The sequence below is a fragment of the Janibacter sp. YB324 genome (assembly GCF_014217915.1).
Classification (GTDB): Bacteria; Actinomycetota; Actinomycetes; order Actinomycetales; family Dermatophilaceae; genus Janibacter; species Janibacter indicus.
Genome location: NZ_CP060120.1, coordinates 2,880,085 through 2,902,056 on the forward strand (window position 1 = coordinate 2,880,085; position 21,972 = coordinate 2,902,056).

At 71.1% G+C, this 21,972-nt stretch carries 24 protein-coding genes and 1 tRNA gene; 9 read left to right on the forward strand and 16 right to left on the reverse strand.

The features are described from left to right. Nucleotides 1-23 precede the first annotated feature (23 nt). Both H7A72_RS14160 and H7A72_RS14165 read right to left on the reverse strand, forming a co-directional pair. The gene (locus H7A72_RS14160) at nucleotides 24-1,058 is read right to left on the reverse strand and encodes an enoyl-CoA hydratase/isomerase family protein (RefSeq protein WP_185220921.1); all 1,035 of its coding nucleotides are present in this window, start codon (nucleotides 1,056-1,058) and stop codon (nucleotides 24-26) included. Between the two features lie 44 nt (nucleotides 1,059-1,102). Continuing rightward, the gene (locus H7A72_RS14165) at nucleotides 1,103-2,122 is read right to left on the reverse strand and encodes a LacI family DNA-binding transcriptional regulator (protein WP_223277658.1); all 1,020 of its coding nucleotides are present in this window, start codon (nucleotides 2,120-2,122) and stop codon (nucleotides 1,103-1,105) included. Nucleotides 2,123-2,242: 120 nt separating this feature from the next. Here H7A72_RS14165 and H7A72_RS14170 point away from each other — a divergent pair, with 120 nt between their 5' ends. The 4 genes from H7A72_RS14170 to H7A72_RS14185 are packed head-to-tail and all read left to right on the forward strand — an operon-like array spanning nucleotide 2,243 to nucleotide 6,505. Next, the gene (locus H7A72_RS14170; protein WP_185220923.1) at nucleotides 2,243-3,550 is read left to right on the forward strand and encodes an extracellular solute-binding protein; all 1,308 of its coding nucleotides are present in this window, start codon (nucleotides 2,243-2,245) and stop codon (nucleotides 3,548-3,550) included. Further along, nucleotides 3,547-4,554, forward strand: a complete 1,008-nt coding sequence (locus H7A72_RS14175; protein ID WP_223277659.1) for a carbohydrate ABC transporter permease — start codon at nucleotides 3,547-3,549, stop codon at nucleotides 4,552-4,554. The genes H7A72_RS14170 and H7A72_RS14175 overlap by 4 nt, the downstream gene beginning before the upstream one ends. Continuing rightward, on the forward strand, nucleotides 4,551-5,402 hold the full coding sequence (locus H7A72_RS14180; protein WP_223277660.1) for a sugar ABC transporter permease: 852 nt from the start codon (nucleotides 4,551-4,553) through the stop codon (nucleotides 5,400-5,402). The genes H7A72_RS14175 and H7A72_RS14180 overlap by 4 nt, the downstream gene beginning before the upstream one ends. A gap of 8 nt (nucleotides 5,403-5,410) precedes the next feature. Next, on the forward strand, nucleotides 5,411-6,505 hold the full coding sequence (locus H7A72_RS14185) for an ABC transporter ATP-binding protein (protein ID WP_185220924.1): 1,095 nt from the start codon (nucleotides 5,411-5,413) through the stop codon (nucleotides 6,503-6,505). Between the two features lie 31 nt (nucleotides 6,506-6,536). Here H7A72_RS14185 and H7A72_RS14190 read toward each other — a convergent pair whose 3' ends face one another. Together H7A72_RS14190 and H7A72_RS14195 are read right to left on the reverse strand one after the other, a co-directional pair. After that, nucleotides 6,537-7,235: a hypothetical protein gene (locus tag H7A72_RS14190; RefSeq protein WP_143445415.1), complete on the reverse strand. Its 699-nt coding sequence runs from the start codon at nucleotides 7,233-7,235 to the stop codon at nucleotides 6,537-6,539. Next, nucleotides 7,232-7,810: an RNA polymerase sigma factor gene (locus tag H7A72_RS14195; protein WP_185220925.1), complete on the reverse strand. Its 579-nt coding sequence runs from the start codon at nucleotides 7,808-7,810 to the stop codon at nucleotides 7,232-7,234. The genes H7A72_RS14190 and H7A72_RS14195 overlap by 4 nt, the downstream gene beginning before the upstream one ends. A gap of 131 nt (nucleotides 7,811-7,941) precedes the next feature. Here H7A72_RS14195 and H7A72_RS14200 point away from each other — a divergent pair, with 131 nt between their 5' ends. Then, the gene (locus tag H7A72_RS14200; protein WP_068318980.1) at nucleotides 7,942-8,907 is read left to right on the forward strand and encodes an endonuclease/exonuclease/phosphatase family protein; all 966 of its coding nucleotides are present in this window, start codon (nucleotides 7,942-7,944) and stop codon (nucleotides 8,905-8,907) included. Here H7A72_RS14200 and H7A72_RS14205 read toward each other — a convergent pair whose 3' ends face one another. The 4 genes from H7A72_RS14205 to H7A72_RS14220 form a co-directional block, all read right to left on the reverse strand. Then, the gene (locus H7A72_RS14205; RefSeq protein ID WP_185220926.1) at nucleotides 8,908-10,434 is read right to left on the reverse strand and encodes an amidase; all 1,527 of its coding nucleotides are present in this window, start codon (nucleotides 10,432-10,434) and stop codon (nucleotides 8,908-8,910) included. Between the two features lie 122 nt (nucleotides 10,435-10,556). Beyond that, on the reverse strand, nucleotides 10,557-11,132 hold the full coding sequence (gene dcd / locus H7A72_RS14210) for a dCTP deaminase (RefSeq protein ID WP_072625635.1): 576 nt from the start codon (nucleotides 11,130-11,132) through the stop codon (nucleotides 10,557-10,559). 26 nt (nucleotides 11,133-11,158) lie between these two features. Further along, the gene (locus H7A72_RS14215) at nucleotides 11,159-11,863 is read right to left on the reverse strand and encodes a hypothetical protein (protein ID WP_185220927.1); all 705 of its coding nucleotides are present in this window, start codon (nucleotides 11,861-11,863) and stop codon (nucleotides 11,159-11,161) included. Next, on the reverse strand, nucleotides 11,853-12,419 hold the full coding sequence (locus H7A72_RS14220) for an RNA polymerase sigma factor (RefSeq protein ID WP_185220928.1): 567 nt from the start codon (nucleotides 12,417-12,419) through the stop codon (nucleotides 11,853-11,855). Before H7A72_RS14220 ends, H7A72_RS14215 begins: the two co-directional genes overlap by 11 nt. A 304-nt stretch (nucleotides 12,420-12,723) precedes the next feature. Here H7A72_RS14220 and H7A72_RS14225 point away from each other — a divergent pair, with 304 nt between their 5' ends. After that, on the forward strand, nucleotides 12,724-13,272 hold the full coding sequence (locus tag H7A72_RS14225; protein ID WP_185220929.1) for a hypothetical protein: 549 nt from the start codon (nucleotides 12,724-12,726) through the stop codon (nucleotides 13,270-13,272). Nucleotides 13,273-13,522: 250 nt separating this feature from the next. On the opposite strand, the gene H7A72_RS14230 is transcribed toward H7A72_RS14225, so the two are convergent. The 6 genes from H7A72_RS14230 to H7A72_RS14255 all read right to left on the reverse strand — a co-directional run bounded on the left by H7A72_RS14230 (nucleotide 13,523) and on the right by H7A72_RS14255 (nucleotide 17,551). Then, nucleotides 13,523-13,593 (reverse strand) — tRNA-Gly (locus H7A72_RS14230). Between the two features lie 33 nt (nucleotides 13,594-13,626). Then, on the reverse strand, nucleotides 13,627-15,012 hold the full coding sequence (locus H7A72_RS14235) for an LGFP repeat-containing protein (RefSeq protein WP_185220930.1): 1,386 nt from the start codon (nucleotides 15,010-15,012) through the stop codon (nucleotides 13,627-13,629). Next, entirely contained in the window at nucleotides 15,009-15,515 is a 507-nt protein-coding gene (locus H7A72_RS14240; RefSeq protein WP_185220931.1) for a hypothetical protein, read from the reverse strand. Before H7A72_RS14240 ends, H7A72_RS14235 begins: the two co-directional genes overlap by 4 nt. Before the next feature lie 17 nt (nucleotides 15,516-15,532). Further along, nucleotides 15,533-16,129: a sulfite exporter TauE/SafE family protein gene (locus H7A72_RS14245; protein ID WP_185220932.1), complete on the reverse strand. Its 597-nt coding sequence runs from the start codon at nucleotides 16,127-16,129 to the stop codon at nucleotides 15,533-15,535. Nucleotides 16,130-16,218: 89 nt separating this feature from the next. Further along, nucleotides 16,219-17,013, reverse strand: a complete 795-nt coding sequence (locus tag H7A72_RS14250; protein WP_185220933.1) for a hypothetical protein — start codon at nucleotides 17,011-17,013, stop codon at nucleotides 16,219-16,221. A gap of 1 nt (nucleotide 17,014) precedes the next feature. Continuing rightward, nucleotides 17,015-17,551: a MauE/DoxX family redox-associated membrane protein gene (locus H7A72_RS14255; RefSeq protein ID WP_185220934.1), complete on the reverse strand. Its 537-nt coding sequence runs from the start codon at nucleotides 17,549-17,551 to the stop codon at nucleotides 17,015-17,017. An 82-nt stretch (nucleotides 17,552-17,633) separates the two neighbouring features. Here H7A72_RS14255 and H7A72_RS14260 point away from each other — a divergent pair, with 82 nt between their 5' ends. Together H7A72_RS14260 and H7A72_RS14265 are read left to right on the forward strand one after the other, a co-directional pair. Further along, the gene (locus tag H7A72_RS14260; RefSeq protein ID WP_185220935.1) at nucleotides 17,634-18,503 is read left to right on the forward strand and encodes a hypothetical protein; all 870 of its coding nucleotides are present in this window, start codon (nucleotides 17,634-17,636) and stop codon (nucleotides 18,501-18,503) included. Between the two features lie 207 nt (nucleotides 18,504-18,710). Further along, a complete protein-coding gene (locus tag H7A72_RS14265; protein WP_185220936.1) occupies nucleotides 18,711-20,582 on the forward strand; it encodes an acyl-CoA dehydrogenase in 1,872 nt (623 codons plus the stop codon). Nucleotides 20,583-20,651: 69 nt separating this feature from the next. Here H7A72_RS14265 and H7A72_RS14270 read toward each other — a convergent pair whose 3' ends face one another. Both H7A72_RS14270 and H7A72_RS14275 read right to left on the reverse strand, forming a co-directional pair. After that, nucleotides 20,652-20,855: a DUF6458 family protein gene (locus H7A72_RS14270; protein WP_072625647.1), complete on the reverse strand. Its 204-nt coding sequence runs from the start codon at nucleotides 20,853-20,855 to the stop codon at nucleotides 20,652-20,654. A gap of 20 nt (nucleotides 20,856-20,875) precedes the next feature. Next, entirely contained in the window at nucleotides 20,876-21,076 is a 201-nt protein-coding gene (locus H7A72_RS14275; protein ID WP_072625648.1) for a hypothetical protein, read from the reverse strand. A gap of 127 nt (nucleotides 21,077-21,203) precedes the next feature. Between H7A72_RS14275 and H7A72_RS14280 the strand changes: the two genes are divergently transcribed. Beyond that, nucleotides 21,204-21,950, forward strand: coding sequence for a hypothetical protein (locus H7A72_RS14280; protein WP_185220937.1), 747 nt, complete (start codon nucleotides 21,204-21,206; stop codon nucleotides 21,948-21,950). Nucleotides 21,951-21,972 lie beyond the last annotated feature (22 nt).

The following is a 21,972-nucleotide window of genomic DNA, read 5'->3' on the forward strand; positions in this document are numbered from 1 at the left end:
GATCACTCCAGGGCAGCACCAACCTAGCCCGAGAAGACCTCGAGCACCCGGTCACGGGGAACCTCGGCGAGGGACGCGTGCTCCCACCGCGGCTGGCGGTCCTTGTCGACGAGCTGGGCGCGCACCCCTTCGCTGAAGTCGGGGCCGGCGAGCAGACCACGCCCGACGACCGTGTCGGTCGCGAGGACCTCGCGGACGGAGCCGACCCCCTTCGCCCGGCGCAGCGCCTCCAGGGTGACCGCCACCGACATCGGCGAGCGAAGGGAGATCGTCTCGGCTGCCGCACGGGCCGCCGGGTCCGAGTGCTCCTGCAGCCGGGCGTGGATCACGACGGGGTCGTCGCCGGCGTAGCACTCGTCGATCCAGGACTGCGCCACGGCGAGCTCGGAGCCCTCGCTCCGCGCCGCGCCCGTCGGTACCGGCTCGACGGGCCCGCCGGCGGCGATCGCCGCGAGCAGCTCGGGGACCCGCGCCGACTCGACGACCGCATCCGCGAGCCCGAGGTGCACGGCATCGGCGCCGGTGACGGTCGCCCCGGTGAGCGCGACGTGCGTGCCGGCCTCGCCGGGCGCCCGGGAGAGCAGGTAGGTCGCGGCGACGTCGGGGAAGAAGCCGATGATCGTCTCGGGCATGGCGATCTGCGAGCGCTCGGTCGTCCACCGCGCCGCACCGAACATCGACAGCCCGAGGCCACCGCCCATGACGATGCCGTCCATGACGGCCACGAAGGGCTTGGGGTACTCGGCGATCTGCGCGTCGAGAACGTACTCCTCGGCCCAGAAGTCCACTCCCCCAGCGGTCCCCGCCAGGTGCGCCTCGCGGACGGCGCGCACGTCGCCGCCCGCACACAGCCCGCGCTCGCCCGCGCCCTCGAGGGAGACCGCGGCGACGGCGTCGTCGTCGGCCCACGCCACGAGCCGCTCGGACATCGCGCGCACCATGTCGCGGGTCAGCGAGTTGATGGCCCGAGGGCGGTTGAGCAGCACCCTGCCGAGGGACCCCTCGACGGCGAAGAGCACCTCGTCGGTGCCGGTGGGCCCGGGAGCGAAGTCAGACATGGGCGAAACCTTGGCACAGGCCCGCCCGGTCGATCTCGACCGGGTCAGCTCCTGGCCGGCGCGGCCGCGGTGGACGCCCGGACGACGAGCTCGGGCTTGAACATGTACTCCTTGGCCGGGATCGGCTCGCCACCGATCGCGTCGGAGAGGGCGGCGACCGCCGCCGCGCCGAGCCCCTGGACCGGTTGCCGGACGGTCGTGAGCGGAGGGTCGAGGAAGCCGACCATCGTCGAGTCGTCGAAGCCGACGACCGAGACGTCCTCGGGGACCGAGAGGCCCATGTCGCGCACCTCGCGGGTGGCGCCGATCGCCATGAGGTCGGAGGCGCACACGAGCCCGGTGGCGCCGCGCTCGACGAGGCTCCGGGCGGCGGCGGCGCCGCCCTCGACGGTGAAGAGTCCCTCGTCGACCCACTCGGAGGCCTCCTCCGCGGACAGTCCGAGGTGCCGCTGCAGAGCGCTGGTGAAGCCGGCGAGCTTGCGGATCGAGGGCACGAAGCGCCGCGGCCCCGTAGCGAGCCCGATGCGACGGTGCCCGAGCTGCGCGAGGTGCGCGACCGCGAGCGCCATCGCGTCCTCGTCGTCGGTCGAGAAGAAGGGGACGTCGATGTCGTCGACGAAGCCGTTGATGAAGGCGACGGGCATCCCGCGCGCGACGAGGCTGCGGTAGCGCTCGTGGTCGGCCGTCGTGTCCGCGTGCCGCCCCGAGACGAAGATGATGCCGGCGACGCCGTGGTCGAGGAGCGACTCGACGTACTCGTCCTCCGAGATGCCGCCGGGCGACTGGGTGCAGAGCACGGGCGTGTACCGGCGCCGGGCGAGGCCGTCCTCGATGACCTGGGCGAAGGCGGGGAAGACCGGGTTGTCGAGCTCCGGGACGACGAGCCCGACGAGGCCACCGCTCCTGCGACGCAGCTTGGCCGGCCGCTCGAAGCCGAGGATGTCGAGCGCGGTGAGCACCGACTGCCGCGACGACTCGCTCACCCCCGACTTGTCGTTGAGCACGCGACTGACGGTTGCCTCGCTGACGCCGGCCTGAGCGGCGATGTTCGACAGGGTGCCCATGGGTGCATCGAACATCTCTTTCACGACTTGCGCAAGGTCTTCCAAATCATGCAAGACATTGCTAGGTTCCGTTACGCCCTTCACGGGTTCACCCTTCGCCACCTCTCCAAGGAGCACGCCATGCGTCGTTCGTTGCCCGGCATCACCGCTGCTGCCGGCGCTCTCGCCCTCGCCCTCACCGCCTGCGGTGGGAGCGGCACCAGCGGGAGCGACTCGTCGTCGAAGAGCCAGGCCGAGGTCGACCCGGCCACGCTCAAGGCCGAGCTGACGTGGTGGGACACCTCAGACCCCACCAACGAGGCGCCGGTCTTCAAGGACCTCATCAAGCGCTTCAACAAGAAGTACCCGAACGTCAAGATCAAGTACCAGTCCGTCCCCTTCGCCGACGCGCAGAACAAGTTCAAGACCGCGGCCGAGGCCGGGGAGGGCGCACCGGACGTCATGCGGGCCGAGGTCGCCTGGGTCCCGGAGTTCGCCGCCGCCGGCCACCTCTACGCCCTCGACGGCACCTCCCTGCTCGAGGACAAGGACTTCCTCGAGACGCCGCTGTCCTCGAACGTCTACAAGGGCAAGACCTACGGCGTCCCGCAGGTCACCGACACGCTCGGCCTCATGTACAACAAGAAGCTCTTCAAGGAGGCGGGCATCAACAAGCCCCCGACCACCTGGCAGGAGGTCGAGGAGGCCTCGAAGAAGCTCAAGGACAAGGCCGGTGTCGACGGCATCTACCTCAACAGCGCCGGGTACTTCGTGCTCCCATTCATGTACGGCGAAGGGGGTGACCTCGTCGACGACGAGAAGAAGCAGATCCTCGTGGGGTCGGACGAGAACAAGGCGGGCATCAAGACCGCCGTCGACCTCATCGACTCCGGCGCGGCGCCGAAGCCGGACGCCAACGACGCCTACGGGACGATGATGACCCTCTTCAAGGAGGGCAAGGTCGGGATGATCATGAACGGTCCGTGGGAGGTCGCGAACATCACCAAGGACCCGGGCTTCGGAGGCACGAAGAACCTCGGCATCGCCCCGGTCCCGGCTGGCTCGAAGGGGGCCGGCTCCCCCGTGGGCGGTCACAACTACGTCGTCTACTCGGGCCTGGACGAGAAGAAGGCCGACGCGGCCACCGCCTTCATCGAGTACATGAGCTCGCCGGAGTCGCAGGCCTACATCGCCGACGAGCTCGGCCTGCTGCCGACGAGCGAGAAGGCCTACGAGCTCGTCAAGGACAACGCGCAGGTGACGGCATGGGAGGAGCCGCTCAAGGTCTCCAAGCCCCGCCCGTGGATCCCCGAGGGCGGCCTCTTCTTCACGCCGCTCGACGCGATGGCGACGAAGACCCTCGTCAAGGGCGACGACGTCTCGAGCACGCTCGACGCGACGGCGAAGACGTACAAGTCCGACGTCGTCCCGGAGTACGAGCTGCCGTGACCTCGTCGATCACCGCGGAGCCCGACCTCGAGTCGGGCTCCGCCCCTCGGGGCCGGGTCCGTCAGCTCCTCGACAAGCACTGGTACGCGTGGGCGATGGTCCTGCCCACCGTCCTCGTTCTCGGGGTGCTCGTCATCGCCCCGCTGCTGCAAGGCATCTACCAGTCCTTCACGAACCTCAACGAGTCCAACAACCGCGACGTCGTCTGCACGAAGACGCTCGGCGGCGGCCAGGAGTGCGTCGACAACCCTGACGGGGCGCACTGGGTCGGTCTGCACAACTACGTCGAGCTCCTCACCGGCGGCCAGGGCAACTTCTGGATGCTCTTCGTCAACACCGTCGTGTGGACCGCCTCGTGCGTCGCCCTGCACTACCTCGTCGGACTCGGTCTCGCCGTCCTGCTCAACCGCAACTTCCGCGGGCGCTCGCTCTACCGCGTGCTGCTCATCGTCCCGTGGGCCGTGCCCGCCTTCGTCAGCGCCTTCGCGTGGAAGTTCCTCTTCAACCCGCGCTTCGGGATCATCAACTCCACGCTGAGCGGCGTCGGGCTCGACCCCGTGGACTGGTTCAACCACCGCTGGACCGCGATGTTCGCCGCCATCGTCACCAATGTCTGGCTCGGTGTCCCCTTCATGATGGTCGCCCTGCTCGGCGGGCTGCAGTCCATCCCCGCCGACCTCTACGAGGCGGCCGAGATGGACGGAGCCACGCCGTGGCAGCGCTTCCGCCACGTGACCCTGCCCGGCCTGCGACCCGTCAGCTCGACGGTCGTCCTGCTCGGCACCATCTGGACCTTCAACATGTTCCCGATCATCTTCTTCGTCACCGGTGGAGAGCCCGCCGGCGAGACCGAGATCCTCGTGACCGGGGCCTTCCGCGCGGCCTTCGAGGGCCTGCGCAACTACTCGCTCGCGGCGACCTATGGCGTGCTCATCCTCTCGATGCTCATCGTCTACGCCGGCATCTACCGCCGCATCCTCAGCAAGAAGGGAGAGGTCTGGTGAGTCGTCGTCCCCGCGGTCGCGGGCAGCGGAGCGTCGGTGCATCGATCGCGCTGCACGCCACCCTCATCACCGCCACCGTCATCGCGCTCTTCCCCGTCGTCTGGGTCTTCCTGTCCTCGCTCAAGCCGAGGAGCGCCATCCAGTCGAGCCGGATCACCCTCTTCGACCAGCCGAGCCTCGACAACTACCGCCGCGTGCTCCTCGAGACGAGCTTCCCGACGTGGTTCCTCAACTCGATCGTCGTGGCCGGGCTGACGATGGTCTTCGGCTTGGCGATGTCCGCCACCGCCGGGTACGCGTTGAGCCGCTTCAACTTCCCCGGCAAGCGCGGGCTCATGTGGCTCTTCCTCGTGACGCAGATGTTCCCCGTCGCGATTCTCATCGTGCCGATCTACACGATCATGGCCAACCTCGGGCTCATCGACACCAAGCTGTCGCTCGTCATCGCCTACTGCTCGGTCGCCGTCCCCTTCTGCACCTGGATGCTCCGGGGGTACTTCAACACGATCCCCCGCGACCTCGACGAGGCAGCGGCTCTCGACGGCCTGGGCCCCTTCGCGACCTTCTGGCACGTCGTCCTGCCGCTCGCCAGGCCGGGGCTGGCCGTGACCGCCTTCTACACCTTCCTCACCGCGTGGGGCGAGGTGGCCTACGCCATCGCCTTCACGCTGAGCGACTCGAAGCTGACCCTCGGTGCGGGGCTCCAGCAGTTCGTGCCGCAGTACAACCCGCAGTGGGACCTGCTCACCGCTGGAGCGGTGCTCATCATGGTCCCCGCGTCGCTCGTCTTCTACTTCGCCCAGAAACACCTTGTCGCCGGCCTCACCGCTGGTGGGACCAAGGGATAGGAGCCCCGATGTCCACCCCCGTCCTCTTCGACTCCGCCAGCCGGGTCTACCCCGGCTCGACCACGCCCGCCGTCGACGCTCTCCACCTCGACATCGACCCCGGTGAGTTCCTCGTCCTCGTCGGCCCCTCCGGGTGCGGCAAGTCCACGAGCCTGCGCATGCTCGCCGGGCTCGAGGACGTGACCTCCGGCTCGATCCACGTCGGTCGTCGGGACGTGACGCACCTGCCGCCGAAGGACCGCGACATCGCCATGGTCTTCCAGAGCTATGCGCTCTACCCGCACCTCACCGTCGGGGAGAACATGGGCTTCGCCCTGAAGATCGCTCGCGTGTCGAAGTCCGAGATCCGCTCGCGCGTCGCCGAGGCCGCAAAGGTGCTCGACCTCGAGCCCCTGCTCGACCGCAAGCCGGCCGCCCTCTCCGGCGGTCAGCGCCAGCGCGTCGCGATGGGCCGGGCGATCGTCCGCGAGCCGCAGGTCTTCCTCATGGACGAGCCGCTGTCGAACCTCGACGCCAAGCTTCGCGTCCAGACCCGCACGCAGATCGCGGCGCTCCAGCAGCGCCTCGGCGTCACGACCGTCTACGTCACGCACGACCAGGTCGAGGCGATGACGATGGGCGACCGCGTCGCGGTGCTCAAGGACGGCGTCCTGCAGCAGGCGGCCTCGCCGCTCGAGCTCTACGACCGTCCGACCAATGCCTTCGTCGCCGGCTTCATCGGGTCCCCGGCGATGAACCTCGGGACCTTCCGCGTCACCGACGGCGCGGCGGTCGTGGGAGGCGCCAGGGTCCCGCTGTCCCGCGCGACCATCGCGGCCCTCACCGAGGACGAGGTCGTGCTCGGCTTCCGCCCCGAGGCCGTCGAGGTGGTGAGCCAGGGCACCGAGGGCGCGCTGGCCATCGAGGTGCTCGTCGCCGAGGAGCTGGGCTCCGAGGCCTTCCTCTACGGCAACCTCGTGGGCGGCGAGCTCCACGCGCCGCACCTCGTCGCCAAGGTCCCGCCGCGCAGCGTCCCGGAGAAGGGCAGCCTGGTCCACCTGCGGATCCAGCAGGACCGGCTGCACCTCTTCTCCGCGAGCACGGGCGAGGCGCTGCCCTCCTGACCCGATCGAGCGGCCCGGACCGGCTCGGAGGTCAGCGCGGGGCGGGACAGCGTCGGTCGAAGTCGTCCTTCAGCAGCTGCGGCTGGAAGTCCGGGTTGTCCTTGGACCAGAAGTAGACCTCGATGGTGGAGGAGTCCCGCTCCATGACCTCCGAGACCTTCATCGTCGTGTCGGCCGCGGCCCGCGCCTGGGTCCACCGCTCCCGCTTGCCGGACGCGGAGTCGGTCTCCGGGAGCGTGTAGACGACCTTGAGGTCGGTCGTCGCGAGCTTGCGGGCGACCTCGCCGAGCGGCTCGTCGTGCAGGGCCATGCAGTGCAGCGGCTGCCCCTCGGCGAAGAGCCCCTCGGGCGCGGGGACCACCGGCGTGGCCTTGGACGTCGACCGGGTTGTCGTCGACGTGGACGTCGAGGCAGGCGCGGCCGGCACCGTCGCGGGCCCGCTGGGCCCGCCGTCGGACGCGGCCCACAGGGCGACCCCGACGAGGGAGGCCGCGACCCCGGCCGCCGCCAGTCCGGCGATCAGCCGCAGGGGTCGCCCCGTCCTGCCGCGGCCGGATCCGGTCGCGGACCCCAGCGGTCGGTCGGCACCGTCCAGCGCGGCGAGCCGCTCGCGGGCCGCGGCCACCTGCGTGTCGTCGACGCCGGTCAGGTCGGCGCGGTGGCCCTGCACCGCCACGAGGTCGTGGTCGTCGTGGTTGATCTCGTCGTGCTCGAGCACATCCCTGCTCATGGGTGACCCCCCTCGGTGTCGTGGTCGGTGCCGTCGTGGTCGGTGAGCGCCGCGCGGACCCGGGCGCGTGCCCGGTGCAGCCGTGAGCGCACGGTGCCGATGGGCAGGTTGAGCGCCTCCGCCACCTCCGCGTAGCTCATCTGGGCGTGGGCGACGAGCAGCAGCACGTCACGCTCGTCGTCGCGCAGGTCGGCCAGCGCGCCGGCGAGGGCCCGCCCGCGGGCCTGCGCATCGACCCGGGCGTCGATGTCGCCGAGGCCGGTGTACCCCTCGACGAGCGGGTCCGCACCGAGTCGCGCGTGGGCCCGGTAGCCGCGAACCTCGCCGCGCCGGTGCTTGGCGAGGAGGTTGGTCGCGATGCCGAAGAGCCAGGCGCGATGACCTCCCTTCGTCGGGTCGAAGCGGTCGCTGTGCTCCAGCGCGCGGACGAAGGTCTCGCTCGCGAGGTCCTCGGCCGTGTGGGCGTCCACCCGTCGCGCGAGGTACCCGTGGACGTCCCGGTAGTGCTGGTCGAAGACGTCGAGCAGCGTGACCGGGCGCGAGGTCGCCCCCTGCGCGGCCTCATGCCCGGTCATCACTGCTCCCTTCGTCGCCCATGTCGCCATGGTGCTCTCCGTCGCGCTCACACCTGTTCTTCCCCGCACGTCGCGGATCGGTTCCCGCCCCCGCTCGACGGGCCGCGACCGGCTGGCACACTGGGCTCGCGATGACGGAGCACCGGGCGGGGAGACGCTGGAGGACGCTGCTGGCGTGGGCCGGCTTCGGCGTCCTCGTCCTGTGCGTGCTCGCCGTCGCCGCCATGTACCTGCGCGGTGGCCGCACGAGCATCGGGGTCGTCATCGCCGCCGCCCTGCCCGTCGTCGTCGGGGTCGCCCTGGTGGCCGCGCTCGTGTCGTGGCGCCACCTGCGCTGGTGGCGGCTCGCCCTCGTCGCCGCCCTGCTGCTCAGCCAGGCACCGCTGCTCGACCACGTCGTCGCCGACCCGCGGCCCGCGGCCGAGGACGGGCCGACGATCACGGTCGCGACGCTCAACACGGCGTGGGCGGGCCCAACCGACGCGGAGCTCGTCGACCTCGCCGACGGCGCCGACGTGCTCGCCCTGCAGGAGTGGGACCCCGGACGCACCGATGGCCTGGGTCGCGCCCTCGGCCCGCAGTGGCGGCTCGCCGCCAGCGACCACGACGACTACATCGGGACCGACGTCGACGTCTGGGTGCGCAGCCCGTGGACGGTCGCCTCGTCCACCCCGCTCGCCGGTCGGCAGCCCGGAAGTGCACTGCGGCTGCGCCGGGGTGGCACGGAAGTCACCGTCGTCGGCACGCGCCTGCAGAACCCCGCCTTCCTCGCGGCCGACCGCTGGGGCGAGGGGCTGGACTCCCTTCGTCTGGCGGCCGAAGGGAGTGACGGTCCGGTCATCGTCCTCGGCGACCTCAACGCACCGCCCAGCGCGGTCGCCTACCGGCGGTGGGTGAAGCGAACAGGCTTGCGGGACTGCACCGCTCAGCTCGGGTCCGGGTTCCCCGGCACGTGGGGGCGGACGCGCGGAGCCGCCTACGGGCCGGTGCCGATCGACCACGTGACGACCCGCGGGGCCGCGTGCACCGCGCTCGAGGTCACCCGCGAGCGCGGCAGCGACCACCGCGCGCTGACCGCGACGGTCGCGCTGCCCTGATCAGCCGAGCCGGGCGAAGGCGCCGTCCTGAGGTGCGAGGGCCCCCGGGCCCGAGCCTCGAAGGGGGGCCGCCGCCTCCAGCTCGAAGGCGAGCTCGAGGAGCAGCCGCTCCTGCCCCCTTCGCGCGGAGAGCATGACGCCGATCGGGCGACCGTCGTCGGTGCGACCGAGCGGGAGCGAGATCGACGGCTGCCCGCTCGCATTGTGCAGCGGGGTGAAGCCGACGTAGTCCGGCAGGCGCGCGAAGTGGGTCTCGAAGTCGAGGTCACCGGACAGGTAGCCGATGCGCGGGGTGGTGTGCGCGAGCGTCGGCGTGAGGATGACGTCGACCGCCGGGAAGTTGCGCTGCGCCACCGGACCGACCGCGGCGAGGCGGGCGAGGTAGAGCGGGGCGCGGTACAGCCGCTTGGTGGCGCGCTTGGCCAGGCCGAGGGTGAAGGGGTCGAGCTGCGCGGCGTCGAAGCCTTCGCCGTAGACCCGGCGGCCCTGCTTGGCGGAAGCGAGGGCGAGCAGCCCCCAGTAGTCCTCGAAGTCGGTCTTGAAGAAGGCCGGCACCGGCACCTCGACGTCGTCGACGTCGTGGCCGAGCCCCTCGAGCAGCCGGGCCGCCCCCTCGACGGCCTCACGGGTCTGGGAGGCGGTCGGCGGGACGAGCGGCGAGTCGATCATCACGCCTACCCTCCGGCGGCGGGAGGACGGGCCCTCGACGAGGCCGACGGGCGGCAGCTTGCGCGCCGGCTGGTGCTGCTCGGCCGCGGCGACGAAGGCCGCGGTGTCGCGCACGGTGCGGGTGAGCACGCCGTTGACGACGATCGGGATCGGCGTCTGGTCGGTGCTCGGGTCACCCTGCAGCCGGCCGCGGCTCACCTTGAGACCGACGAGCCCGCAGGCCGCGGCGGGGATGCGGATCGACCCGCCGCCGTCGTTGCCGTGGGCGATCGGCAGAGCCCCGGAGGCGACGAGTGCCGCGGACCCGCCGGAGGAGCCGCCCGAGGAGTAGCCGGTGGCCCAGGGGTTGCGGGTGATCCGGCCGCCCGGCCGCTCGGTCGTCGCCGTCCAGCCGAAGGGAGGACAGGTCGTCGTCGCCACCGGCACCACGCCCGTGGACAGGTACTGCCGGACGAAGGCCCCATCCTCGGTCGCGGGCCGGTCCGGCAGCGCGTCGGACCCCATGCGCACGGGCAGCCCGGCCACGTGGACGTTGTCCTTGAAGGCCGTCGGCACCCCGGCGAAGGGGGCCCGCGCCCCGGCCCCCTTGGCGTCGGGAGCGATCGCGGCGGCCCGCTCGCGGGCGCGGTCGGTGTCGAGGACGGTCGTCGCGCCGAGCTCGGCGTCGACGGCGGCGACGCGGGCGATGGCCGCTTCGACGGCCTCGGTCGCGCTGATCCGGCCGGCCCGGATCTCCTCGGCGACGCCCGTCGCGTCGAGGGTGCCGAGCGCGTCGTCGCGGTAGGCCGACACCCGTCGGGACTCGTGGTCCTCGCGAACCTGCTCGTAGGGCACGGTGGGGCGGGTGTCGGCGCTCATGTGCCCGATGTTACCCACGGGTCACACCGTCTCGCTGGTCGAGGTGCGAGGCCGCCCGCGGCACACCATCACGGTCCCTGAGGAGGGAGGCCGCCCGCGGCCGAACGTCTCGAAGGGACGGCCTACACCTGCGACCGGTGGAAGCCCGCGAAGGAGCGGCTCGCCGTCGGCCCCCGCTGGCCCTGGTAGTGCGACCCGTAGGCCGCCGAGCCGTAGGGGTGCTCGGCCGGTGAGGAGAGGCGGAAGAAGCACAGCTGTCCGACCTTCATGCCCGGCCAGAGACGGATCGGCAGGGTGGCGACATTGCTCAGCTCGAGTGTCACGTGCCCCGAGAAGCCCGGGTCGACGAAGCCGGCTGTCGCGTGGGTCAGCAGACCGAGGCGACCGAGCGAGGACTTGCCCTCGACGCGGGCGGCGAGGTCGTCGGGCAGGGTGACCGTCTCGAGGGTGGAGCCGAGGACGAACTCACCCGGGTGGAGGACGAAGCCCTCGTCGGGCTCGACCTCGATGAGCCGTGTGAGCTCGGGCTGGTCCTGGGCCGGGTCGATGACCGGGTACTTGTGGTTGTCGAAGAGCCGAAAGAACTTGTCCAGCCGCACGTCGACGCTGCTCGGCTGGACCATCGTCGGGTCCCACGGGTCGAGCACGACCCGCCCGCCGTCGATCTCGGCCCGGATGTCCCTGTCGGAGAGCAGCATGCTCCGACCCTAGAGCGCCGCCGGCTTCACTGGGTGAAGTTGATGTCGACCGGCTCGGTCGGGACGTGGTCGAAGACGACGGCCGTGACCGGGGAGCCCTCGCCACCTGTCCGCTCGAAGGTGATGCCGTCCGACGGGTACGGGTCCCCGGGCTGCGCCGCCATGTCGACGCCGTCCTCGGGGTCGATGGTCATGGTCGCGCCGATCTCCCAGGCATTCGTCGTCCCGGCCACGGCCCAGAAGCGGACCGGGATGCCCTCGGCATTGGTCGCCTTGGTCATCGCCTCCCAGTTCATCGTCTCGGGGATCTCGATGCGCACGCCGCCCTCGGGCGTGAGGGCGATGCCCTTGCGGTACCCCTCGATGACCTTGCGCTCGGTCGCGCCCACGGGCTCCCACACGCTGCCCGTGGCGAAGGGAGTGGGGTTGGGGTTGGTCGGGGCGGCCGAGGAGCTCTGGTCCGAGCTGGTGGCCGGCGGCGCCGACTCGGGGCCACCCGTGGCGACCACGACACCCCCGACGACGACAGCGGCGGCCACGGCGGCCGCGCCGGCCAGCAGCCAGGCGCGGCCGCCCTTCTTCCTCCGGGGCTCGGCCTGGGAGCGGGCCCCCTGCACGCGCTCCCACGCGGCCTGTCGCTGCGCCTGAGTCGGCCCGGGCACGTCGGCCCGCAGCTCGCGCAGCGCGTCCATCTCCGGCCCGTCGAGCAGGCCGATCTCGTCAGTGGTCATCGTGGGTCTCCTTGGTGTCGTCGAGCGCGGCCCGCACGATGCGGCGGGCGCGGTTGAGCCGGGAGCGCACGGTCCCGACCGGCAGGTCGAGGGCCTGGGCGACCTCGGCATAGGTGAGGCCCGCATGGGCGACGAGCAGCAGCACGTCCCGGTCGCCGTCGGACAGGTCCGCGAGGGCGGTGACGAGCGCCGGGCGGGTCGACTGCGAGTCGACGCGGTCGATGGCCCGGTCGGTCTCGTCGCCGGCGGTCGTCAGCGGGTCGACGCCGGTGCGGGCCCAGGCCCGGTAGGCGCGGACCTCTTCGCGGTGATGGCGGGAGAGCAGGTTGCTCGCGATGCCGAAGATCCAGCCGCGCAGCACTCCCCGCTCCGGGTCGAACGTGTGCCCTCGGGTCACCGCCTGGACGAAGGTCTCGCTCGCGAGGTCCTCCGCGACGTCGGCCGGCACGCGCCGGGCGAGGTAGCGGTAGACGTCGGCATGGTGCCGGTCGAAGACCTCGTCGATCGGCACCCCGCCGATGCTCGGTGTCCGGCGCAGCGCCTTGACCTGACCCATCGGCGGCCTCCCTGTGTCCGTCCCCAGTGTGCTCACACCTGTACTTGCCCGCAGGGCGAAGGGGGGTTCACGCCCATTTCCTCATCGCCGGTCGATGTACCTAGGTGACCTCCAGCGCACCCGGGTACATCGACCCAGGGCCTCCCCGACTGACGAAAAGCAGGACAACGTGAAACTTCTCGCCAAACTCCCCCCAGCTACTGCCAAGTAACGGTAATATCCTGACCGATCACGGCCGATAACGGGAGCGCAACGGAGTGCTTCGCCCTCCCCGGGCCGACCACCTATGGGAGGGAACCCCCGCATGACCCCGCAGACGCCCAGCCGTCGCACCATCGTCAAGGGAGCGGCCTGGTCCGCCCCTGTCGTCACCATCGCCGCCGCAGCCCCCTCGCTCGCGGCGTCGCCCGACCCGACCCCGCCGCACGACCTGTCGACCTCGGTGCCCGGCACCGGCGTGCGCCAAAGTGCGACCAACCTGAACCTGTCGCCGACGACCTTCAACAACACCGGGTCCGAGTCGATCGAGGGCCTGACCATCACCTTCGTCGTGGACAACGGCCAGACGATCACCGGCATCACGATCTTCGACAAGGACATCAAGGACCTCGTCGCCGGCGCGACGACCAGCGGCTACGGCAGCGACACCGTCGTCCTGACGCTCCCCCCGAACACCAACGGTGGCGTCGGTCAGGTCAGCATCGCCCCGGGCGGCAGCTACAAAGCGCCCCTCGGCCAGGACATCGGCCTGAGCAGCCCGAGCGCCTTCACCATCTCCGTCACGGTGAAGGCCAGCAACGAGCTCGCGGGCGACGTTCCCTACACGTCGACCAACCCCGTCCCCGCCGCCTGAGCGAGGCGCACGAAGGGCCGCACCCACCCGGGTGCGGCCCTTCGTCATGCCCAGCCCCTCCCCTTCGCCGGTCGAGGTAAAACGTCCGACTACCCGGTCGGGATTACCTCAACCCAGCCCCTCCCCTTCGCGAGTAGAGGTAAATCCGACCGACTATCCGGTCGCGATCACCTCAACCCAGCCGCGCCCCCTTCGCCCACACAAAGCCTCGGCCCCGTCACCGAGCGGTGACGGGGCCGAGGGACTGCTGAGCCGGTGACGGGAATCGAACCCGCGTGTCCAGCTTGGGAAGCTGGCGCTCTACCATTGAGCTACACCGGCGCGCGAGGCGCAGCGGCCATGCTAACCCATGGATCAGGCGACGATCGTCCCGCCCTCGAAGGCGCACTGCCACTGCCCGTCGGAGCGCTGGGTGGTGTCGCCGATCGGGTACCCGTACCTGCCGACGTGACCACCAGCAGCCTTCCACGCGGTGAGGATCGTGCCGGTGACCCGGCGCGGGGTCTGGGCGCCGATGCGCCACAGCTCGCCCCCTTCGAACCGCTGGTAGCTGCCGCGGGAGAGCGACCACGCGACCTTGGTGGGGAGGCCCAGCACCCCGCGTTCGGCGTCGGCAGCGCGCCAGGCCGCCGCGAAGGCCCCCGACACGTGCACCGACGCCGCGGAGCCGCGCTTGCTGATCGCGCCCTTCTCAAAGTGCTGGATCCACCCGGTCGCCACCGTGGTGCGCTCCGACGTGGGGTAGCCGAGCTCGCCGCTCTTGCGGCCGAGCCGCTCCCAGATCGTCCAGGCCGGGCCGTAGACCGCCTTGAGCTGACTGAGCGAGACGCCGGACACCGCTCCCTTGTCGAAGCGCTGGGTGAGCCCGCCTGCGGAGGCGAGGAACTCGTGCCCCGCCGGATAACCGAGCGTGCCCTTGACCGAGCCGTGCGCGACCAGCTTGGTGACGACCTGGCTGCGGACGGCATAGGCGGTGGAGGTGCCCTTCGTGGTGTAGATCCTACCGCCGGAGGAGAAGCGCACATAGGTGCCCTTGCCGTCGCCCACGGAGCGCACCGGCCCCATGGAATGGCCGAGGTGCGAGGTCTGCTCACCCATCGCGTAGTAGCGCGAGGCGATCACGCCCCACGACGGCAGCAGCGGGCTCGAGTGCTCGGAAGTGCGGTTGTCGACCAGCGAGGTCGTCGTGCAGTTTTCCCACCGGTAGGGCGGGGTGCAGCTGACGACGCGGCAGTGCACACCACCGCTGCATGCCACCTGCGTGTTGCACTGCCCGTAGCGGAAGGCATTGCAGCAGACGCGGCGCTGGTCGCACGTGGCCGAGGAGCCGGTGCCGCACGAGCAGCTCCAGCACTTGTTGTCGCAGATGCCGTCGGTGCACCCGGTGGAGCACTTGGAGCAGGTCGCATTGCAGTCGACGATGTAGCGGTAGCGTCCGCCGCACCACGATGAGCCCGCGGCCTTCCACCACCCCGCGGCGAAGCTGCCCGGCGGGCAGGCATTTTCGCCCTTGTTGATCGTCGCGCAGAACACGGTCCACCCCGAGGCGGCGGTGTTGCCCGGACCGCAGATGGTCGCGTAGGCCGAGACCGGCCGCAACGCGTAGGTCCTGGGGGCGGTGACGAGGGCCGACCCGGCGACCGCCGAGCCGATGAGCACGTCACGCCGCGAGACCGAAGGGAGCCGACGCGCCAGTGCGTCGACGAGACGAGCGCTCCACGAGCCGTCCGACGAGGTCACCCGACACCTCCGATGCCGCCGCCGGCCGACACGCGGATCGACGCGACGACCCGGGCGATGGCGGGCACCGTGGCCATCCGTCGGGAGTGCGCACCGGCGACGGCGTAGAGGCAGAAGCCGTGGCCGCGCTCGGTGAAGAACCACTGGCCGGCGCTGCGACCGGGGACGTAGCGCGCCAGTCGGTTGGCCGCGAACTGGGAGGGGGCGACCGTCGGGCGCCCCTGCCGTGCGAAGAGCCCGACACCGGCGACCTCGGGCCCGTGGTCGATGAGGGCGACGAAGGCGTCGTCGGGGCCGAGCACGTCGATGAGCTCACCGCCGAAGTCGGCCAGCCCGCGCGGCAGTGGCCGCGAGGCTGCGTGGAGGATCGGCCGGGTGACGTCACCGGCGCCGTCGAGCAGCCTGCCGGTCGACGGCTGCCTCGCTCCGGCGGCCACCTGCGGACGTCGGCTCACCCGCACGTGCCACCCCGCTGGCGCCTGCGCCGCGATCGTCACCGCCATGGAGAAGTCCCCCTCACCTAGCCGAGCGCCCCGACGATGATGACGACGGCGCTGATCCCCAAGCTCGCCCTCGCCACCATATCGGCCGGAACGGCCCAGGAGTCGAGTCTCGCGAAGACCTCGTGCAACCGCTGGGGTGTCTCGACGCGGCAGACGAGCACGAGCGGCAACGCGCGCACCAGACCGAAGACGAGACCGATGAGCGCGCCCGCCCACCACCGACCGGTGAGCAGCTCGGCCAGGTAGACGGCGTAGGTCGTCGTGCTCGTGATGATCGTGACGAAGCCCAGCCCGAGCTGGAGGCCGAAGCCGAGCCCGGTGACCCACCCCCGGTAGCGACCGATCCACTCCCGGTCGACCTGGCGCTGCCACGAGGGCACCCCGTCGCCGCCGGACCGGACGTCGAGGACCAGTCCGATGACGAGCAGGAGTGCCAGCACGGCGAGGACGGGCGTCGAGGCCCGCACGTCGTTCCCGACGAGCGACCCGAGGCCGCCGAGCACCGCACCCACGAGGACGGCGGCGAGCACCGAGCCGACGACGTAGCCCAGGGCCGTGCGGGTGAAGGATGATCCGCGGCTCCGCTCACCGAGCGGAGAGATGCTCGAGAGCATCGACTCGCCTCAAGGCGACCACGTGGCGCGCACGGCCGCGACGACGGCGAGGGGCACTCCCAGCACGAGGCCGAGGACGAGTGCGGTACTCATCCGTGCTCGTGCCCCGGCGCGTCGACGCCAGGCCGGGGCGGCGGACGCAGGCTCGGGTGGTCGGGGCCGATGCCGGCCGCTAGCAGCTCGGCGTCGACGGACGTCGGGTCATCGCGGTCGCCACGGTCGACGTAGCCTTCGGCAACAGCAACACGGTGCTCGTCGTCGCCGAGCGCCTGGGCCATGAGGTCGCTCACCTGGGCCCAGGTCGTCGCCGAGCCCTCACCGATGACCCGCCCCGCGTCGACGTAGACGAAGTACGGGCTGCCGGGGATGTCGTAGTCGCCCCACGCCGGGCCGCTGCGCACGACGTCCAGCCCTGGACCGGCGACCTTGGCCAGCGCCGACAGGGACTCCTCATCGTCCCCCTTCGTCACGACGAGCAGGCGACCGCCACCGGGCACGTCCACGGCCGAGCGGAACTCGCTCCAGAAGCCGGCGCACACGCTGCAGCCGGTGGTGAGGAAGGCGAGCAGGGTGCGGCCCCCGAGGAGGTCCACCGACCGCTCTGCACCGCCGAGGTCGGCGCCGATGATCTGCGGCGCGGTCGCGTCACCGGTGCGACCGGGCGTGACGACTCCCCGCTCGAGCTCGACGGGGACCGGACCGGGGCTGCCCCCTTCGCCCGCCCGCTCCTGCTCGACCTGACGGTCGAGCTCGAGGCCGGCGCCGAGGTCGTGCAGGGACTTGAGGATCAGCGCATGGCTGCGCAGCAGGCCGAGGACGAGGAACGACAGGAGCACGAGGACGACGAGCTCGGCGACGACGAGAGTCGTGAGCAGTGCGGTCACGTCAGGCCCTTCCTGTGGAGCGGACGGCGGCGGGGGTCGTGGACGGCAGGACGGCGATGACCTGCCACGCGAGGAAGCCGATGAACCCCGCGAGCAGCACCGTGACGACCGCCGGGGCCGTCCCGGCCGACCACCACGGGTCGACCGGCGCCGCGACGGCCAGCCCCCCGGCGGCGAGCGCCAGCAGCCCGGTGGTGGCCGCGTGCGCCCGCGTCGGCGGGGTGTCCGCCCGCCCGAGGCACCCGCACGAGGCGACGACACCACCGCGCCGCAGGGCGAGGATGACGAAGCCGGTGAACCCGGCGTGGAGCAGGGCCACGACGGCCAGCGACGGGCGCGAAGGGAGCGCGATGGCCGCGACGCCAGCGACGACCTCGACGAGCGCGAAGCCACGGACGAGCAGGGGATGGATCCGCAGACCGGTCGCGCGCAGGGCTCGCACCAGATCGCCGGGGTCGGCGACCTTGGGCACTCCCGCGAGGACGAGCAGGCCGGCGGCGGCGAGCGCCGTGGGACCGAGGACGAGCCAGCTGTCCATCGCGATTCCTCCCCGGTCGTCGTGGCAGACGCTGCTGGGGGCACGCTACCAACGACACGTGCGCCCGTCGTACCGTTGCCCAATGCCGAGCAGCACATGGGACGAGCGCGCCGAGGCGCCGGTCGTGGCGGCCACAGGATTTGCGGACGCGACCCTGCCGGAGGTCGGCACCCGCCAGCTGACTCGCCTGACCCAGCCGGACGACCCGCGGCTGACGATCGACACCCTCCTGCTGCGTCGTGACCATCCCGACCTCGTCGTCGTGCTCCACGGCGCGCTGGTGCGCAAGGACGTGACGCTGCCGCGCTTCGAGTGGCTGCGGACCCTGCGCGAGCGTCCCGAGAGCCTGCTCTTCGTCTCGGACCCGTCGCTGCAGGTCGACGAGGCGATCCCGCTCGCCTGGTACATCGGGCCGCAGGAGCACGATGTCACCGCCCGCCTCGCCGACGAGGTGACGGCCCTGGCCGGCCGTCTCGGCGCACGGCGCACGGTCTTCACCGGCAGCAGCGGCGGCGGCTACGCGTCGATCGCCCTCGCGGCGCACACACCCGGCTCGCTCGCCGTGCCCTTCTCCCCGCAGACGCGCGTCTCCCGCTACGAGCGCATGCCGGTGAAGATCTTCCGCACCCGCCTCTTCCCCGAGCACCCCGACATGGACTCCGTCGAGGCGGCCCACCGCGACCGCGTCGACCTGACCCACCGCTGGGCGGCCGGCCCCGACCAGCCCGATGCCTGCGTGCGCCTCGTCCACAACAGCGGCGACCCCGGTCACCTCGAGGACCACGTCCGCCCCTTCCTCTCCGCCGCCGGCGTCGACCCCGACGACCTCGAGGGACACCCCCGCTTCTCGCTCGTCTTCGACGACTTCGCCGACGGCCACTCCCCGCCCCGGCCGGCGCAGATGCGCGACCAGCTCGACGCAGCCCTGGCCTGGCACGACGCGGTGCGCTGAGCCGCCCACCTCGAGCAGGTGACCTCGTCCCCCTTCGTCCATGGCGAAGGGGGACGAGTTGCGTTGTGCCTCAGGTCACCTGACATTCGCTTGCCCCAGCAAGCGCGGCGGGGTGAAGATGAATCGAATGCACAGTAAGCGCTTGCTTACTGTGCTGTCCCCAGCGTCGGGCAGGCCCGGCGCACGACACGACCAGGAGACGCCTGCATGGGTCACTACAAGAGCAACCTGCGCGACATCGAGTTCAACCTCTTCGAGGTCTTCGGTCGCGACGAGATCCTGGGCCAGGGCCCCTACGAGGCTGTCGACGCCGACACCGCGCGCGAGATGCTCAAGGAGTACGCGCGTCTGGCCGAGAACGAGCTCGCCGAGTCCTTCGCGGACGCCGACCGCAACCCCCCGGTCTTCGACCCCGAGACCTCGTCCGTGGCGATGCCCGAGTCCTTCAAGAAGTCGTACAAGGCCTTCCAGGACGCTGGCTTCTGGTCGCTCGACCTGCCCGAGGAGCTCGACGGCACCGTCGCTCCCCCGTCGCTGCGCTGGGCGATGAACGAGCTCGTCCTCGGCGCCAACCCGGCGATCGGCATGTTCGGCGCGAGCTACTCCTTCGCCAAGCTGCTCTACCTGCTCGGCACCGACGAGCAGAAGAAGCTCGCGAAGTGGATTGCCGAGAAGGGCTGGCACTGCACCATGGTGCTCACCGAGCCCGACGCCGGCTCGGACGTCGGCGCCGGGCGGACCAAGGCCACCGACAACGGCGACGGCACGTGGAACATCGAGGGCGTCAAGCGCTTCATCACCTCGGCCGAGTCGGACATGACCGACAACGTCGTCCACTTCGTTCTCGCCCGCCCCGAGGGCGCCGGCCCGGGCACCAAGGGCCTGAGCCTCTTCATCCTCACCAAGTACGCCGTCGACCTCGAGACCGGCGAGCTGGGCGAGCGCAACGGCGTCTACGTCACCAACGTCGAGAAGAAGATGGGCCTGAAGGTCTCGACGACCTGCGAGGTGACCTTCGGCGAGAAGCACGCCGCCGTCGGCACCCTCTTCGGCGACGTCCACGACGGCATCGCCCAGATGTTCCGCGTCATCGAGAACGCCCGGATGATGGTCGGCACCAAGGCCATCGCCACCCTCTCCACCGGCTACCTCAACGCGCTCGAGTACGCCAAGGAGCGCGTCCAGGGCGCCGACCTGACGACGCCCGCCAAGGACGCGCCGCGTGTGACGATCACCCACCACCCGGACGTGCGCCGCAGCCTCATGCTGCAGAAGGCCTACGCCGAGGGCCTGCGGGCGCTCGTCACGCTCACGTCGAGCCAGCAGGACACCGTCGACGTCGAGCAGCTCGCGACGGGCGTCGAGGAGATCGCCGACGACTCCCCCGCCGCGATGGCCAACCGGGTCAACGACCTGCTGCTGCCGATCGTCAAGGGCCTGGGCTCCGAGCGGGCCTGGACCCTCCTCGGCACCGAGTCGCTGCAGACCTTCGGTGGCTCCGGCTTCCTGCAGGAGTACCCGATCGAGCAGTACGTCCGCGACGCGAAGATCGACACCCTCTACGAGGGCACCACGGCCATCCAGGGTCAGGACTTCTTCTTCCGCAAGATCGTGCGCGACAACGGCCAGGCGCTGGGTCACCTCGCGATGCAGATCCAGGAGTTCGCCCAGGACGTCGACGCGCAGGGCGGTGCGCTCAAGCACGAGCGCGAGCTGCTCGGCCAGGGCCTGGAAAACGTCCAGGGCATCCTCGGCGCGATGTTCCAGGCGCTCATGGCCTCCGACCCCAAGCAGGAGGGCGCGGACATCACCAACATCTACAAGGTGGGCCAGAACACCTCGCGTCTGCTGCTCGGCGCCGGCGACCTCGTCGTCGGCTGGCTGCTGCTGCGCCAGGCCGCCGTTGCCACCGAGGCCCTCGAGGCCGGCGCGGAGGGCAAGGACAAGGACTTCTACACGGGCAAGATCGCCGCGGCGAGCTTCTTCGCCAAGAACGTCCTCCCGCTCCTGGCCGGCGAGCGCGCCATCGCCGAGGCCACGGACAACACCCTCATGGACGTGCCCGAGTCGGCCTTCTGACCCGCACGCACATGAGAAGGGGAGGTCCCGCCGGCTGGCGGGACCTCCCCTTCGTCGTGCTCGGGAACGTCAGTAGCGACGGTCGTCGCGGACCACGGTCTCGCGACGGCGGCTCGTGAGCAGGAAGCTCAGGACGATCGCGAGGACGCCCAGGCCGATGGCGATCCACCCTAGGGCCGCGAGGTCGAGGCCGGCGATCGACATGTCGCCGTTGTAGGCGAAGACGATGACGAGTCCGACGAGCAGCAGGAAGATCCCGGCGCCGATGTACATGTCGTGCTCCTGACTCCGGCTCAGAGCCGGTTGGTGGTCTCGGTGGGGTCGACCCTCTCGGCCGGCTGGTGCCGACCGCGGGGGTCCTTGGGGTCGGTGTGGACGGACAGCCGCGTGGGCACCTCGCGCGAACGGCGCGGCCGATCGAGGAGGAAGAAGCCGGCGATCATCAGCAGGCTGAAGACGACGATGAAGATCCAGAACAGGGCTTCGCCGCCCATGGAGTACCCCTCTCTTCGGCGTTTCGCCCCACCCTAGACCCGTGGACCGGGCACACTGCGATTGTGACCACACCAGTCACATGAGTCACACCCGCCACGCCCCTCTCTCTCGTCCCTGGAGCCTCAGATGCGCCCGAGCACCCGCCGCGCGATGGTCCTCACCGCCACGACCGCCCTCGCCGCCTCCCTCGTCCCCACCGCCAGCAGTGCGGCACCCGCCGCGCCGGCCGCCCCGGCAGCGACCACCGCCAAGAGCAGGCCCGGCTTCAACCTCACGGTCGAGCCGCTGTGGAGCGGGGTCAACGAGCGGCTGACCGTCATCGGCGAGCTCTACGACTCGAAGACCTACCGCCCGCTGACCGGCCGCTCGATCTCGCTGCAGGCACGCAATGTCGGCTCCACGACGTGGCGCACGGTCGCCCGCCCGGAGACCAACTCCAACGGCGCCTTCTCCGTCTCGCTGACGGCCGACCGCTCGAAGACCTACCGCGCGGTCTACTCGGGCAATGCCTGGTACACCGGCCGGCACAGCAACTGGGAGCGCCAGACGGCCAAGCCGGGCAAGTGGGTGCGCACGACCGCCAAGCCGGTCGCGACGAGCAACGGCGGCACCAAGGTCACCGGCCGGATCACCCAGCTCGTCGCCAACCCGACCCGCCCGTTGCGCTACGTCAACGTCCACATCCAGGCCCGGCAGGCCTACGGCACCTACTGGTTCGACGCCGGCTCGACGAAGACCAACGGTCACGGCTACTTCGGGTGGAACACCTCGGTCAAGCCGAGCGCCTGCTACCGCTACCGCGCGATCTACAAGGGCAACTCCAACGGCTGGGCCGCCAAGAGCACCACCGCCGAGTGGAGCAACTGCGGCTGACCGCCGCCCGCACGCACCCGGA